Below are 14375 nucleotides of genomic sequence, written 5' to 3'. Positions count from 1 at the left end.
TTGCGTGCCGCCCACTCGGAAAGCTTCACGCGATCACGATAGCAGCTGAGAAAGGCTGAGATTCACTGATGGATCACGTAACAGTTCCCTCCCCCACTCCGGCGTCCGACTCGTTCACCCACGTCGCGGCGCCGTTCGGATCCGACCGGGAGTACCTCGCACTGGTGCTCCCCCGGGTGCGTGCCGCGCTGACGGCCGGAGAAAACGTGCTGGTCATCACCGGTCAGGAACGGCTCGCGCTGCTACGGGAGGGCCTCGGACGCGACGCCGGGGCGATCGACGCCACCCCCGCCGACCGCTGGTACGACCACCCCGCCCGAGCCCTGAACGCCGTCCTCGACTACGCCAAAGAACGCCGCGACCGCCGCGTCCTCCTCATCGGCGACCAACGCTGGCAGGACCGCACGACGCGGGAGACCCGCGAGTGGATCCGCTACGAGTCCATCGCCAACCGGGTGCTCGCCACCGTCCACGGCACCGGCCTGTGCCTGTACGACCGGCGCACCACGCCGCCGGAGGTCATGGCGGCCATGTACCGCACCCACCCCTACTCGCTCACCCCCCACCCGGCCACCGCCTCCGACCCGCCCCGCCGCAACAACGGCTACGTGCCCCCCGAGTCGATGCTCCTGGAAGGCGACGACAAGCCCTTCGACGACCCCCCGGTCTGGAGCGAGGCGATCGCCTTCGCCCTGCCCACCCTGAAACGCCTACGCGACTTCGTCGCCACCCGCGCCCGCCGCGCCGGCATGCCCGGCGAACGCGTCTCCGCCCTCATCCTGTGCGTCGCCGAGATCGCCGCCAACGCGGTCGAACACGGCGGCGGCCGCGGCGTCGCCTCGATCTGGGAGGACGACGACGAGATCATCTGCGAAATCTGCGACCCCGGCGGCACCCTGCAGGACTCCCACCCGGGCTACCTGCCCCCACCGGAAGGCTCCCCACGCGGCTACGGCCTCTGGCTCACCCGCCAAACCTGCGACCTGATGGAGATCCGCGCCACCCAGGGCGTAACCAAAGTCCGCCTCCACATGAAACTGCCCTAATCACACAGCCGATCCGCCCCGAGCCGTGGCAGCCTCGCCGGCCGAGCTGACGCCATCCGCATCGACGATCATCAGCGTGCCGGTATCCACGTCTCGCCACCCACGGACGACCACGGATCCGTACCGGTAGGACGGATACGGCCGCACCATGATGTCCAGCCGCGCCTGCCTGATGAAGGCCGACGCTCCCGGCGGCATCGTGCGCAAGGCACAGACCATCCGGCACGCCGCGACCTCATAAATATCGGTCACTCCGTACACACCATGCCCATTGCCTGCATCGGCCTCGTACACGAACAACGACGGCTGCTGGGTGCGCACAGAAACGTTCACGGGATCCCTCATCGCCCGGCGGCCTCCTCCCGGTCCCCCGAAACAGAGCCGCCGAGCCCGTACGACGACGTCTCCGCCTGACGCATGCGCGCACGTAGCCCCGCCACCGTCTCCGCCTCGACGTCGGGCCACCCCGGCAACGGCCACGCCGGAACCGCGTAGAACCTCCGCGCCCACACGCGGTACATCACCAGCCAGCACGGTTCGATCATGTCGAGCCCGTCGGCCTCGGCCCGCTGGCGCACATCCCAGCGGATCCGTGTCCAGGGCACGCATACCGCCCCCAACCGATGCCGCCCTCCGCCGTACCCGTCTCCCCGCGCCGCCCTCATCTCCACGCCCGTACCACGAAGGCGGCGAACCCCACGCTCAAGATCCTCATCGAGACGCTCCCACACCACGTCGCAGAAGAACGCATCCGTCTCCGCACAGAGCGGACCCCTAAATCACCTGGGCACATGACTTTCTGCGGTGTTTCCGAGACTCAGAGTGCCAGGAGCGACTACCCTCTGCACCGGCATTGCTACGTTCAATAACACTCAAGGTCCGTGTTAGGCCGTGACGATCGCGAGGTGACCGATGGCGAACAAGCTCAAAGTCATCAATCCGGAAGAATCCCCACGGGCCCGCTTCGCCTACGAGATGCGCCGACACCGCCTGAACATGGGATGGTCCCAAGCGGCCTTGGCGGCCCAACTTGGCTGGGCCAGCCAAAGCGCCATCGGAAACATCGAGACAATGCACCGAGCGCCTGGCGAGGCACTCGCCCACGCCCTCGATCGGCTGTTCGACCTGGACGGGCACTTCCTCGAGCTATGGCGCGATACTCGGCCGCACACGCCCGACTTCTACAAGGACATCGCCCAGGCGGAGCAGAAGGCCAATGAGATTCACACCTGGAATCCGCTCCTGATCGATGGGCTGTTCCAGACCGAGTCGTACGCACGAGCGATCTTCGAGGATGAACCCGGTATCACCCCCGAGGAGGTGGACCAATTCGTTATCGGCCGTATGCGACGTCAAACGATCCTGACCGGCTCTCAAGGCCCCATGATCGTCAGCCTGATCAACGAGGGGGCTCTCCATCAACCCGCAGGTGACGACGCTCTCATGCGCGACCAGTTCGACCGCCTCATCGAGATCGCGCACCACCCCCGCGTTACGCTCCAGGTCGTCCCCTACGAGTCGAAAAGTCTTGTGGGCTTGCTTAGCGCCTTCGAAATTGTCATCAAGCGTGGCACCCCCCAGATTGCACATATAGACGCCATGCTCGCAGGTCGTACGATAGGGGAACGGGACGCCATCGGACGTCTTCTCCTCTACTGGGGTTCCCTGCGGTCCGCAGCGCTGCCCCGCCGCCAATCGCTAGCCAAGATCGAGGAAGTGAGGAAGCGATGGACTTGACCGGTGCCCAGTGGCGTAAGTCGAGCCGTTCCGGCGGAAATGGTGGTATGTGCGTCGAGGTTTCGACCAATCTTCCCGGTATCGTCGCCATCCGCGACAGCAAGAACCCCACCGGCCCCGCGCTCACTCTGACGCCTGGCGAATGGAGGACCTTCCTCCACGAAATCAAGACCGCGAATCACGACTAGGCTGACCATCCCCCTGCGACTCGCCGACACCCGGCGGGCAGGGGAACGCGACGTCATCGGACGGCTACTGCTCCGCCGGGGTGCCCTACGGGCCGCAGCACTTCCCCGACATCAATCGCTCACCAAAATCCAGGAGGTGAGAAAGCGATGGACCTGACCAGCGCCCACTGGCGCAAGTCGAGCTATTCCGGCGGGAATGGTGGGACATGCGTCGAGGTTTCGACCAATCTTTCCGGTATCGTCGCCGTCCGCGACAGCAAGAACCCCACCGGCCCCGCGCTCACTCTGACGCCTGGCGAGTGGAGGACCTTCCTCCACGAAATCAAGACCGCGAATCACGACCTAGGCTGACCGTCCCCCTGCGGCTCGCCGCCGCCTGGCGGCCCTAAGCGGCGAGTTCGGGCTGGGGGCTGCGGAGGGCGCCGTGTTCGCGGGCGTAGTCCTCCAGCATGGCGCGCAGTTGGCGGCGGCCTCGGTGGAGGCGGGACATGACCGTGCCGATGGGGGTGCCCATGCGCTCGGCGATTTCCTTGTAGGGGAAGCCCTCGATGTCGGCGAGGTAGACCGCGAGGCGGAACTCCTCGGGGAGGGCGCGCAGGGCGTCCATTACGGCCGAGTCGGGGAGGTGTTCGAGGGCCTCGGTCTCGGCGGACTTCAGGCCGCTGGAGGTGTGGGACTCGGCGGCGGCGAGTTGCCAGTCCTCGATTTCCTCGGTGGCCGACAGCTTTGGGGAGCGCTGCTTCTTGCGGTACTCGTTGATGAAGTTGTTGGTGAGGATGCGGTGCAGCCATGCCTTGAGGTTGGTGCCCTCGCGGAACTGGTGGTAGGAGGTGAACGCCTTGGTCACGGTCTCCTGGACGAGGTCCTCCGCGTCGGCCGTGTTTCGGGTCAGCCTCATGGCGGAGGCGTAGAGCTGTCCGGTCACGGGCACGACGTCGCGCTCGAACCAGGCCTGCCTCTGCTCTTCCGTCATTGAGATCATTCTCATCCCCCTACGAACCGAATCCCCCAACTACCCATCCGGCACATCGGTACACGCAGCCGTGCATGTGGCCCCCGCCGGATCACTCTGTCATCAACCCGTGCCCACGCCCAGGCTCGCAGTACGCCGGTAAGAACTCCGTTAGGGACTGCCGCTGGGGATCACTGGACGAGGCGGGGAAGAAGGCCGGGGGCGGAGTTATAGCCCCCGCAGCCCGACAAGTCTCAGTATCATAACACTTATCGCTCAACTCGACGTAAAGTGTGGCAAGAGTCACAGATCAATGGCCCGGCATGGCGGCGCCGCCGCTCCCGTAGGGGAAGCGACGGCGCAAGGCCGGGAGATCTACTGACGGTTTACGGGGCGGCTAGCCGTTCTGGTGGTCGCCGAGGATGGCGTCGACGAAGACCTCCGGGTCGAACGGGGCCAGGTCGTCCGGTCCCTCGCCGAGGCCCGCCAGCTTCACCGGGACGCCCAGCTCGCGCTGGACGCTGATCACGATGCCGCCCTTGGCGGTGCCGTCGAGCTTGGTCAGCGCGATGCCGGTGATGTTCACCACCTCGGCGAACACCCGGGCCTGGCGCATGCCGTTCTGGCCGGTGGTGGCGTCGAGCACGAGCAGGACCTCGTCGACCATGGCCTTCTTCTCGATGACCCGCTTCACCTTGCCCAGCTCGTCCATGAGGCCGGTCTTGGTGTGCAGGCGGCCGGCGGTGTCCACGATCACCACGTCGGCCTTGTCGTCGATGCCGCGGGCGACCGCGTCGAAGGCCACGCTCGCCGGGTCGGCGCCCTCGTCCTTGCGTACGACCTCGGCGCCCACCCGCTCGCCCCAGGTCTGCAACTGGTCGGCGGCGGCGGCGCGGAACGTGTCGGCCGCGCCGAGCACGACCTTGCGGCCGTCGCCGATGAGGGCGCGGGCGAGCTTGCCGGTCGTGGTGGTCTTGCCGGTGCCGTTGACGCCGACCACGAGCACGACGGCGGGGCGCGTGCCGTGCGAGGTGACGTGCAGCGTGCGGTCCATGTCGGCGCCGACCTGGGTGAGCAGTTGCTCGCGCAGCAGGGCGCGGACCTCCTCGGGGGTGCGGCTGCCGAGCACCTTGACCTTGGTGCGCAGCTCGTCGACCATGACCCGGGTCGGGCCGACGCCCACGTCGGCGGTGATCAGGGTCTCCTCGATCTCGTCCCACACGTCGTCGTCGAGGCGGTCGCGCGACAGCAGTTCCAGCAGGCCACGGCCGAGCGCGTTCTGCGAGCGGGCCAGCCGGGCGCGCAGCCGTACCATGCGGCCGGCGGACGGCGGCGGGATCTCCACCGCCGGAGGGACGGCGATGACCTCGACCGGGCGCGCCGGAGGCGGCACGGTCGTGGTGACGCCCCCTTCCTCGGCCTCCTCCCGAGGGGGCGCCTCGGGCTCGGTGATGACAGGAGGCGCCTCGGGCGGCGGCAGCGTCGGCGCGCCGCGCCCCCGAGAGCGGAACTGCAGGAACAGGCCGCCGACCGCCGCGAGGGCGATGACGACCACGGCCACGATGATGGCGAGGTAGTCGCTCACAAGATGTCAGTTTCCCAGACAGGCCGGTGTGCTACAGAACAGGGCGGCTCACTTGCGCGTTTCGCGAACGAACGGATGGCGGCGGGCGTCCGGCTAGGCCGGGGTGTTCTCGCGCAGTCGCTGGCTCACGACCTGGGAGACGCCGTCGCCCCGCATGGAGACGCCGTAGAGCGCGTCGGCGATCTCCATGGTGCGCTTCTGGTGGGTGATCACGATGAGCTGGGAGCTCTGTCGCAGCTCCTCGAAGAGCGTGAGCAGCCGCTGGGTGTTGGTGTCGTCGAGGGCCGCCTCCACCTCGTCCATGACGTAGAACGGCGACGGGCGCGCCTTGAAGATCGAGATGAGGAAGGCGACGGCGGTGAGCGAGCGCTCGCCGCCGGACAGCAGCGACAGGCGCTTGACCTTCTTGCCGGGCGGGCGGGCCTCGACCTCGACGCCGGTGGTGAGCATGTCGGTGGGGTCGGTGAGCTGGAGCCGCCCCTCGCCGCCGGGGAAGACCCGGCTGAAGATCGCCTCGAACTCGCGGGCGACGTCCTCGTACGCCGCCGTGAACACCTGCTCGACCCGGTCGTCCACCTCCTTGACCACGAGCAGCAGGTCCCGCCGGGTCTTCTTGAGGTCCTCAAGCTGCGAGGTGAGGAAGGCGTGGCGTTCCTCCAGGGCGGCGAACTCCTCCAGGGCCAGCGGGTTCACCTTGCCGAGCTGGGCCATCTGCCGCTCGGCGGTGCGGGCCCGCTTCTCCTGCTCCTCGCGCACGTACGGCACCGCCTCGCCGTCGCCGAGCGGCACCGGCTGAGTGGGGCCGTACTCGGCGATCAGCGCGTCGACCTCGACGCCGAACTCGTTCATGGCGCGTTCGGCGAGCTGCTCCAGCCGCAGCCGCTGCTCGGTGCGGGCGACCTCGCTGCCGTGCACGCGGTTGACCAGCTTGTCCAGCTCGGTGGAGAGCTCGCGCACCTGGCCGCGCACCGCCTTGAGCTCGGCGTCGATCTCGCCGCGCGCCCGCTCGGCCTCGTCGCGCTCCTGCGCCGCCGCCCGCAGGGACTGTTCGAGCAGCCGCAGCGTCCGCCGCGCCCCGGCGGCGACCGCCGCCGCCACGGCGGCCTGCTCGCGGCGGCGTTCGCGCCGTTCGGCGGCCCTGGCACGTTCCTCGCGCTCGCGCCGGGCCGCGTCAAGCAGGGCGTCGGCGCGGCCCGCGATCCCGGCGACCCGCTCCTCGGCGGTACGCACGGCGAGGCGGGCGTTCATCTCCGTCTGCCGCGCCACCGAGCAGGTCGCGGCGAGCTCGTCGCGCAGCTCCGTCGTCGGCTCGCCCTGCAGCTCTTCGGCGGTCTCGGCGGCGGCGAGCCGCTCGGCGAGCTCCTCCACCCCGGCGAGGCCGCGCTCCCGCGCCTCCTCGGCCGCCGCGATCGCCGCCTCCAGCCGCTCGCACTCGTCCCGGGCGGCCTTCGCCGCCGCGCCGAGCCGGGCCAGCCGCCTGGCCCCCTCCGCCGCGCGCTGGTCGGCCTCGCGCTGCCGCGACCGCAGCCGATCCAGCGCCGACTGGGCCGCGCTCACGCCGTTCTGCGCCGCGCTCACCCCCGCCTGCGCGTCGCTCAGCCGGGCCTGCGCCGCCTCGACCGCCTCGCGCGCCTCGTCGGCCGCCGCCAGCGCCGTCTCCAGCTCCTCGGCCGTGCCCTCGGCGGTACGGCGGGCCTCCTCCAGGTCGGCCACGGCCGCGTCCAGCGCCGAGCGCACCCGCAGCACCGAGTCGCCGCCGCCCCCGCCGCCCCGCGCGAACCGCGCGCCCAGCAGGTCGCCGTCCCAGGTCACGGCCCGCAGCCGCGACCGCTCGGCGACCACCCGCCGGGCCACGTCGAGGTCCTTCACCACGACCACGCCGCCGAGCAGCGCCGCCACGGCGTCGCGCAGCGTCTCGGGCACGCTCACCAGGTCGATGGCCCACTCTCCGCCGCCGGGCGCGGGCTCCCCGCTCCCCGCCACGACCGCGCCCTGGGCGGAGGGGTCCGCACGCCGCTCGCCCGGCGTCCCGGCGATGACGAGCCCGGCCCGTCCGGCGTCGTCGCGGCGCAGCAGCTCAAGCGCGGCCACGGCCGCCGGGAGCGACTCCACGGCGACGGCCTCGGCGGCGTCGGCGAGGACGGCGGCGATCGCCGCCTCGGCCCCCGGGCGGACGCTCAGCAGCGCCGCGAACGGCCCCAGCACGCCCGTGAGGGCTCCGGACGACGCGGCGGCGAGCAGCGAGCCCGCGCCGTCGGCGCCCTTGGCCAGGCCCAGCTCCAGTGCCTCGCGGCGCGCCTGAAGCGCGGCGACGGCCCGCTGCGCCTCCTGGTCGGCCTTGCGCGCGGCGGCGACCCGGGCTTCGGCGGCGGCGAGCGCGGTGCGCGGGGCCGCCAGGCCGGCCTTGGCCTCCTCGGCGACCGCCTTGGCGGCCTCGACGGCGTCGCGGGCCGCCTCGACGCCCTCCTGGGCCATCGCGAGTTCCTCGGCCAGCTGCGGATCGGCGGCCGGCTCCTCGCGCTCGGCCGCGTCGTGCTCGGCCTGCGCCGTCTCCGCGCGGCGGCGGGCGTCCTCGAGCGCGGCCGTCAGACGGCCGATCTCCTGGCCCGCGGCCTCGGCGCGGCTGCGGGCGGAGGCGACCTCGCCGCGCAGGCGGGCCAGCCGCTCCCTGGCGTCGGCGGCGGCGCGGGCCCGCTCGGCGAGTCGGCGTTCCTCGTCGGCGAACTCCCGCTCGGCCTCCTCGCGCCGCGCGACGGCCTCTTCGAGGATCTCCTGGGCCTGTTCCAGCTCGGCCACGAGGACGCGCTCGGTCTCGCGGACCTGCGCGGCCTCGCGCTCGTAGTCCTCCGGGTCGCGGCCGCGCCGCTCGACGGCGGCGGCGTCGGCGGCGTGCCGGTGCCGCTCGGCGGCGAGGCTCTCCAGGCCGCGCAGCCGCTCCTTGAGGGCGGACAGGGCGTAGAACGTCTCGGCCGCGGCCGTCAGGCGGGGCTGCGCCTCCACCTCGGCCGCCTCCAGCTCGGCCTCGCGGCGCTGAGCGTGCTCCAGGCCCGCCTCCACCTCGGCGCGGCGGGCGAGGATCGCGGCCTCGTCGGCGGCCTCGCGGGCGAGGGTCTCGCGCAGGGTCACCACGTCGTCGGCGAGCAGGCGCAGGCGGGCGTCGCGTAGGTCGGCCTGGATGACGGCGGCCTTGCGGGCGATCTCGGCCTGCCGGCCGAGCGGCTTGAGCTGACGGCGCAGCTCGGTGGCGAGGTCCTGTACGCGGGTGAGGTTGGCCTGCATGGCGTCGAGCTTGCGCAGCGCCTTCTCCTTGCGCTTGCGGTGCTTCAGCACGCCGGCGGCCTCCTCGATGAACGCCCGGCGCTCCTCGGGCCCGGCGTGCAGCACCGCGTCGAGCTGGCCCTGGCCGACGATCACGTGCATCTCGCGGCCGATGCCGGAGTCCGACAGCAGCTCCTGGATGTCGAGCAGGCGGCAGGTGTCGCCGTTGATCGCGTACTCGCTCTGGCCGGACCGGAACATCAGCCGGCTGATCGTGACCTCGGTGTAGTCGATCGGGAGGGCGCCGTCGCTGTTGTCGATCGTCAGCGTGACCTCGGCGCGGCCCAGCGGCGGGCGGCTCGCCGTGCCGGCGAAGATGACGTCCTCCATCTTGCCGCCGCGCAGGGATTTGGCGCTGTGCTCACCCATGACCCAGGCGAGGGCGTCCACGACGTTGGACTTGCCCGAGCCGTTGGGGCCGACGACGCAGGTGATGCCGGGCTCGAAGCGCAGGGTGGTGGCGGAGGCGAAGGATTTGAAGCCGCGCAGGGTGAGGGTTTTCAGGTACAAGCGGTGATCCTCCCCCCTGTCAGCGGACCGCCGGTCGGCTTCTGGCGGAAGACTACAGCCCGGCACCGACAGTGCGTGGGCCATCCGCGGCGGCTCAGGGGGCGGCCGGTGGCCATTACCAGCGAAAAGGGGTGGGGGGTTTATAGCACCCCAGACGGGGTATAACGGTTCACTTAACTTTTCGCCGCGTTGTGCGGAAATGACAAGGGACGCCTTTTGCGAGGCGTCCCTGACTCTCTAGTGGTTTCCCGACCTCTCAGGTGAGGGCCGGCTCGCGATCCTGCAGGTGGGTGAACGACTCCTCGTGCGACTGCGCCGCAAGAGCGTCGTTCTGTGCCTGGAGCCTTATGAGCTCTGCCTCCAAGTCTCGGATTCGCTGCTGGAGACGGCGCATTTCCGAGACCATACGAGGGTCAGGACCGCCGACGTGGCCGAGTAGAGCCTTCGCCATGGTTAAGGGTCCTCCACGCTGAGTGACCAGACTGGTTCGCGCACTTCAAGCCGCGGGAGGGGTGCGCGTGGTTCCTATCAAGAGTCGCACTGGCAATGGAGGCGGTCAAGTTGAACACTCCCCGACGATGCACCAGTGACTTCCCGACGTGTAAATATACCCTATTCCGGGCCTTAAGGTAAAGCGCTCACTTTTCCACAAACCCCACCAAACCTCCCCGAGGTTCGCTCCAGCGTTCGATAACCGTGTCCACTCTGCCGGGTGTGACGCCGCTGCGAAGCAGTTCCAGCAACTTGTCACATGATTGTTTTGAACCTTCGGCCACGATCTCGACCCGCCCGTCGGCAAGGTTTGACGCCGAGCCGACCAAACCGAGTTCCAGCGCCCGCGACCGGGTCCACCAGCGGAAACCCACGCCCTGCACCCGCCCCCGCACCCACGCGGTGAGCCGCACAATCTTTGCCTCGCGCATACCCGGCTCACACCCTCGCGTTCCTCGGCCGGGGCTGGCATCGGGGGCAGGAGTAGGACGACCGGTTCATGAACGCGTCGCGCCGCACCGGCGTGCCGCACCGCGGGCAGGGCTCGTCGCGCCGGCCGTACACGGCGAGGAATCGGTCGAAGTAGCCGCTCTCGCCGTTCACGTTCACGTACAGGTGATCGAACGAGGTGCCGCCCTGGTCGAGCGCGGAGGTCATCACCTCGCGCACCGCCGTCACCAGCTCGCCGATCTTCGGCCGGGTGAGCGTCTCGGTGGGACGCGCCCAGTGCAGCCGGGCCCGCCACAGCGCCTCGTCGGCGTAGATGTTGCCGACCCCGCTGATCAGCGACTGGTCGAGCAGCGCCCGTTTGATCCCGGTACGCCGGGCACGCAGCCGACGCGCGAACGCGTCCTCGTCGAACGCGGCCTCCATCGGATCGGGGGCGATGTGCACGATGGGCTCGGGGACGTGCCCGAACGGCCCGTCGGCCATCGGCGCGACGAGCAGGTGCCCGAACGTGCGCTGATCGACGAAGCGCAGCTCGGGGCCGCCGTCGGCGAAGATCAGCCGGACCCGCAGGTGCTTCTCCGCCGGGGAACCGGGGTCGGCGATCAGGAGCTGGCCGCTCATGCCGAGGTGGGCGAGCAGGGCCTCGTCGGCGTCGCCGCCGCCCTTGAGCGGCAGCCACAGGTACTTGCCGCGCCGCCGGGGCGCGTCGATCGTGCGGCCGACCAGCCGGGCCTCGAACTCCCGCTCGCCGGGCAGGTGGCGGCGCACCGCCCGGGGATGCAGCACCTCGGCGCGGGCCACCCCGCGCCCGGCGACCCAGCGTTCCAGGCCGCGGCGGACGACCTCGACCTCCGGCAACTCCGGCATCTCGCCCCCTTCTCGGGCTACTTGCCCGCCGGCTCGCCCTGGGCCTCCTCCAGCTTGAGCCGCTCGTCGCGGCGTGCCCGGATCGTCGTCCAGGCGGCCTCGGCCGCCTGCTGCTCGGCCTCCTTCTTGCTGCGGCCGGCGCCCGAGCCGTACTCCTGGCCGCCCACCTTCACCCGCGCGGTGAACGACTTGGCGTGGTCGGGGCCGCTCTCGTCCACGTGGTACTCGGGCACGCCGAGCATCTCCGAGGCCGTGAGCTCCTGCAGCGACGTCTTCCAGTCCAGCCCGGCGCCGAGCGACGCCGAGCGGGCGATCAGCGGGTCGAACAGCAGGTGCACCACGCGGAACGCCTCGTCCAGGCCCTTGTCCACGTACACCGCGCCGATCAGCGCCTCCAGGGTGTCGGCGAGGATCGAGGACTTGTCCCGGCCGCCGGTGCCCTCCTCGCCCCTGCCGAGCCGCAGGAAGCGGCCCAGGCCCAGCGAGCGGGCCACGTCGGCGAGCGCCCGCATGTTCACCACGGCCGCCCGCAGCTTGGCGAGCTGCCCCTCCGGCAGGTCCGGGTGGCCCCGGAACAGGGTGTCGGTCACCACCAGGCCGAGCACCGAGTCCCCGAGGAACTCCAGGCGCTCATTGGTGGGCAGCCCGCCGTTCTCGTACGCGTAGGAACGATGCGTCAGCGCACGCTCCAGCAGCTCGGTGCCGAGCCGCACGTCCAGGGCGCGCTCCATCTCGTCGCGCGCGATCTCCACCGCTACCGGCTTGCCACCTGCGGCCACGTCTCCTCCTGCAGTTGTGCGATTGGCACGGTGGCAGGTGGAACTGGGAAGAGCCCGAAAACGTGGTGGGCGCCGGGAGGGCCGTTGCCCCCGGGAGGCACGAACCCGGCGTCCACCACGGCCGCGGGCGAACCGCCACCGCGAACGTCGTCGACGCGACGCCGGCCGGACGCCAGGGAGCCTTCCGGCCGGCCCTCGGTCAGAGCGCGATCAGGCCGACGGCTCGAAGACCTGGCGGCGGTTGTAGGTGCCGCAGTTCGAGCACGCCACGTGGGGACGCTTCGGCGAGCGGCACTGCGGGCAGCTCACGAGCGCGACCTTCACGGCCTTCCACTGTGCGCGGCGGGCTCGAGTGTTGGCCCGCGACATCTTCCGCTTGGGGACGGCCACGTCAGCCCTCCTGATCGTCGTTGTTGTCGGTTAGCTGGTTCAGTTGCAGACCCTGCAGCGCCGCCCAGCGGACATCGACCTTGTCGTGCCCATGATCGGCGCCGGCCTCGGCGAGCTTGACCCCGCATTCCACGCACAGACCCGGGCAGTCCTCGGCACAGACCGGGCTCAGCGGCAGTGCCAGCACCACCGCGTCGCGGAACGTGGGCTCCAGATCGAGCAGTTCGCCGTCGAGGAGCGAGTCGTCCTCTCCGGCGTCCTCGGCAGAGTAGAAGTAGAGCTCCTGGAAGCCGACCTCGGTCTCCGAGGACAGCGGGTCCAGGCAGCGCGCGCACTCCCCGCTCAGGGGCGCCCGCGCCGTGCCCGTGACGAGCACGCCCTCCATCACCGCCTCAAGCCTGATGGAAAGCTCGACATCGGCGTCCTTGGGAACGCCGATCATGTCGACGCCGAGATTCTCCGGTGCCGGGAGGGTGAGGCTTCTCCGCTGCATCGACCCCGGTCGCCGCCCCAGATCGTGGGTGGAGATCACCCAAGGGGCGCGAGGGTCGAGGCTGTGCGGAGTCATCCTGCTCTCTTGTGGCATGGCGAATCACCGCCGTCGTGCAAGGCCGAAATGAAAGAATACCAGCCTCGCCGGGGGCCTCAGCCGCGAAGACGTTCGACCAGGGCCTTGAGCACCACGTCCGGCACGAGGCCGGACACGTCGCCGCCGTACTTGGCGATCTCCTTCAGGCGGCTCGACGACAGGAAGGAGTACTCCGGGTTGGTGGACATGAACAGCGTCTCCACCCCGGACATCCGGTAGTTGAGCTGGGCCATCTGGAGCTCGTAGTCGAAGTCGCTGATCGCGCGCAGGCCCTTGACGATGGCGGGGATCTCCTGCTGGCGGCAGAAGTCGACCAGCAGGCCGTGGAACTTCTCCACGCGGACGTTGCCGTACTCCCTGGTGACCGCGGTGAGCATGTCCACGCGCTCGTCCACGGTGAACAGGCTGCTCTTTTCGATGTTGATGAGCACGGCCACGACGACCTCGTCGTACAGCCGCGAGGCCCGGCCGATGATGTCCAGATGACCGTTCGTGACGGGGTCGAACGACCCCGGGCAGACGACACGACGCAAGGCGCACCCCCACGTTCCACGGGTTCCCGGCTGCGCGACGCTACCAAACGCCTCCGGGCGCTCTGTGCATCAGGTCCCCTGCCCGGTCAGTCCGCCGCGAACGCATACCAAAGGGTGGCTTCGCCGTAGCGGCGTTCCCGGGCCGGGTCGAACCCTTCGGGCCAGGCCAGCGGGCCGCCCCGGGTCTCGCGCTCGACCACGACCAGGGCCTCGTCGGCGAGCCAGCCCGCGCGCAGCAGTTCGAGCACCTGCCGCACCTGGGCGTCGCCCACCGCGTACGGCGGGTCGGCGAACACCAGGTCGTACCGGGCGCCGGGCTCGGTCGGCGGTACGGCGAGCACCCGCTCGACCTTGTCCGCCACCACGCGCGCGCCCGGCAGCGCGAGCTCGGCGACGTTGGCCTTGATCACGCGTACGGCCTTGGGGTCGGACTCCACCAGCAGCGCGTGCGCGGCGCCGCGCGACAGCGCCTCCAGGCCCACCGCGCCGGATCCGGCGTACAGATCCATCGCCCTGATGCCGTCGAACGTGCCGATCAGGGAGCCGATCGTGGCGAACAGGCCCTCCCGGGCCCGGTCGCTGGTGGGCCGGGTGCCGCGCCCCGCCGGTACGGCGAGCCGCCTGCCGCCCGCCCGGCCCGCGATGATCCGTGTCACGGTCCCATTCTGATCGGTGGCCGGGGCGCCGACCGCCACGGAAGGCCGCCAAGGTCAACAGTGAGCGCCAAGGTCAAGAGTGAGCAGGGGGCGGCGACGAATGCGTAAGGTTCGTTCCGCTCACCCTCGGTGACCAGCATGATGAGTGGTGCGGCCTTCAGATGACCCAGGGGAAGGCCGACCGGCGTGTTCGTGAGCCCTTCCGTGCGCCGGTGCCCTCGGCACCTGACCCGAGGGTGGGCCCGGCCAGGGACGGCATTCGGGGGGAGGCCGTCCCCAGGCT

The 14375-nt window shown here is 70.5% G+C and carries 17 protein-coding genes; 4 read left to right on the top strand and 13 right to left on the bottom strand.

What is annotated here, in order from left to right:
• The first annotated feature begins 68 nt into the window (after positions 1-68).
• Positions 69-1046, top strand: coding sequence for a sensor histidine kinase (locus AB0K60_RS28105; protein WP_364061396.1), 978 nt, complete (start codon positions 69-71; stop codon positions 1044-1046).
• Here the strand turns inward: AB0K60_RS28105 and AB0K60_RS28100 are convergent, their stop codons facing one another.
• Together AB0K60_RS28100 and AB0K60_RS28095 are read right to left on the bottom strand one after the other, a co-directional pair.
• Positions 1047-1379, bottom strand: coding sequence for a hypothetical protein (locus AB0K60_RS28100; protein WP_364061393.1), 333 nt, complete (start codon positions 1377-1379; stop codon positions 1047-1049).
• A gap of 8 nt (positions 1380-1387) precedes the next feature.
• A complete protein-coding gene (locus tag AB0K60_RS28095; RefSeq protein WP_364061390.1) occupies positions 1388-1651 on the bottom strand; it encodes a hypothetical protein in 264 nt (87 codons plus the stop codon).
• Positions 1652-1958: 307 nt separating this feature from the next.
• Between AB0K60_RS28095 and AB0K60_RS28090 the strand changes: the two genes are divergently transcribed.
• The 3 genes from AB0K60_RS28090 to AB0K60_RS28080 all read left to right on the top strand — a co-directional run bounded on the left by AB0K60_RS28090 (position 1959) and on the right by AB0K60_RS28080 (position 3322).
• Entirely contained in the window at positions 1959-2783 is an 825-nt protein-coding gene (locus AB0K60_RS28090; protein ID WP_364061387.1) for a helix-turn-helix transcriptional regulator, read from the top strand.
• Positions 2774-2971 carry a DUF397 domain-containing protein gene (locus AB0K60_RS28085; protein WP_364061384.1) on the top strand — a complete coding sequence of 66 codons (198 nt, stop codon included), beginning with the start codon at positions 2774-2776 and terminating at the stop codon, positions 2969-2971. The genes AB0K60_RS28090 and AB0K60_RS28085 overlap by 10 nt, the downstream gene beginning before the upstream one ends.
• 147 nt (positions 2972-3118) lie before the next feature.
• Positions 3119-3322, top strand: a complete 204-nt coding sequence (locus AB0K60_RS28080) for a DUF397 domain-containing protein (protein WP_364061381.1) — start codon at positions 3119-3121, stop codon at positions 3320-3322.
• A gap of 34 nt (positions 3323-3356) precedes the next feature.
• On the opposite strand, the gene AB0K60_RS28075 is transcribed toward AB0K60_RS28080, so the two are convergent.
• The 11 genes from AB0K60_RS28075 to rsmD all read right to left on the bottom strand — a co-directional run bounded on the left by AB0K60_RS28075 (position 3357) and on the right by rsmD (position 14092).
• Positions 3357-3953, bottom strand: coding sequence for a sigma-70 family RNA polymerase sigma factor (locus AB0K60_RS28075; RefSeq protein ID WP_364061378.1), 597 nt, complete (start codon positions 3951-3953; stop codon positions 3357-3359).
• Between the two features lie 367 nt (positions 3954-4320).
• The gene (gene ftsY / locus AB0K60_RS28070; RefSeq protein ID WP_364061375.1) at positions 4321-5508 is read right to left on the bottom strand and encodes a signal recognition particle-docking protein FtsY; all 1188 of its coding nucleotides are present in this window, start codon (positions 5506-5508) and stop codon (positions 4321-4323) included.
• A 93-nt stretch (positions 5509-5601) separates the two neighbouring features.
• The gene (gene smc / locus AB0K60_RS28065) at positions 5602-9336 is read right to left on the bottom strand and encodes a chromosome segregation protein SMC (protein ID WP_364061372.1); all 3735 of its coding nucleotides are present in this window, start codon (positions 9334-9336) and stop codon (positions 5602-5604) included.
• Positions 9337-9592: 256 nt separating this feature from the next.
• On the bottom strand, positions 9593-9787 hold the full coding sequence (locus tag AB0K60_RS28060; RefSeq protein ID WP_364061369.1) for a hypothetical protein: 195 nt from the start codon (positions 9785-9787) through the stop codon (positions 9593-9595).
• 187 nt (positions 9788-9974) lie between these two features.
• Positions 9975-10259 carry an acylphosphatase gene (locus AB0K60_RS28055; protein ID WP_364061366.1) on the bottom strand — a complete coding sequence of 95 codons (285 nt, stop codon included), beginning with the start codon at positions 10257-10259 and terminating at the stop codon, positions 9975-9977.
• A 7-nt stretch (positions 10260-10266) separates the two neighbouring features.
• Positions 10267-11145, bottom strand: a complete 879-nt coding sequence (gene mutM / locus AB0K60_RS28050; RefSeq protein WP_364061363.1) for a bifunctional DNA-formamidopyrimidine glycosylase/DNA-(apurinic or apyrimidinic site) lyase — start codon at positions 11143-11145, stop codon at positions 10267-10269.
• Between the two features lie 17 nt (positions 11146-11162).
• Positions 11163-11876: a ribonuclease III gene (rnc, locus tag AB0K60_RS28045; protein ID WP_364061413.1), complete on the bottom strand. Its 714-nt coding sequence runs from the start codon at positions 11874-11876 to the stop codon at positions 11163-11165.
• A 258-nt stretch (positions 11877-12134) separates the two neighbouring features.
• Positions 12135-12314, bottom strand: coding sequence for a 50S ribosomal protein L32 (gene rpmF, locus AB0K60_RS28040; RefSeq protein WP_364061360.1), 180 nt, complete (start codon positions 12312-12314; stop codon positions 12135-12137).
• A 1-nt stretch (position 12315) separates the two neighbouring features.
• A complete protein-coding gene (locus AB0K60_RS28035) occupies positions 12316-12882 on the bottom strand; it encodes a YceD family protein (protein WP_364061357.1) in 567 nt (188 codons plus the stop codon).
• Positions 12883-12959: 77 nt separating this feature from the next.
• Positions 12960-13436, bottom strand: coding sequence for a pantetheine-phosphate adenylyltransferase (coaD, locus tag AB0K60_RS28030; protein ID WP_364061354.1), 477 nt, complete (start codon positions 13434-13436; stop codon positions 12960-12962).
• Positions 13437-13522: 86 nt separating this feature from the next.
• Positions 13523-14092: a 16S rRNA (guanine(966)-N(2))-methyltransferase RsmD gene (gene rsmD, locus AB0K60_RS28025; RefSeq protein WP_364061351.1), complete on the bottom strand. Its 570-nt coding sequence runs from the start codon at positions 14090-14092 to the stop codon at positions 13523-13525.
• Between the last annotated feature and the right edge of the window lie 283 nt (positions 14093-14375).

Source organism: Thermopolyspora sp. NPDC052614, assembly GCF_040678635.1.
Taxonomy (GTDB): Bacteria; Actinomycetota; Actinomycetes; order Streptosporangiales; family Streptosporangiaceae; genus Thermopolyspora.
The sequence above is the reverse complement of the archived record's forward strand: the minus strand, read 5'-3'. Positions and strand labels throughout refer to the sequence as shown.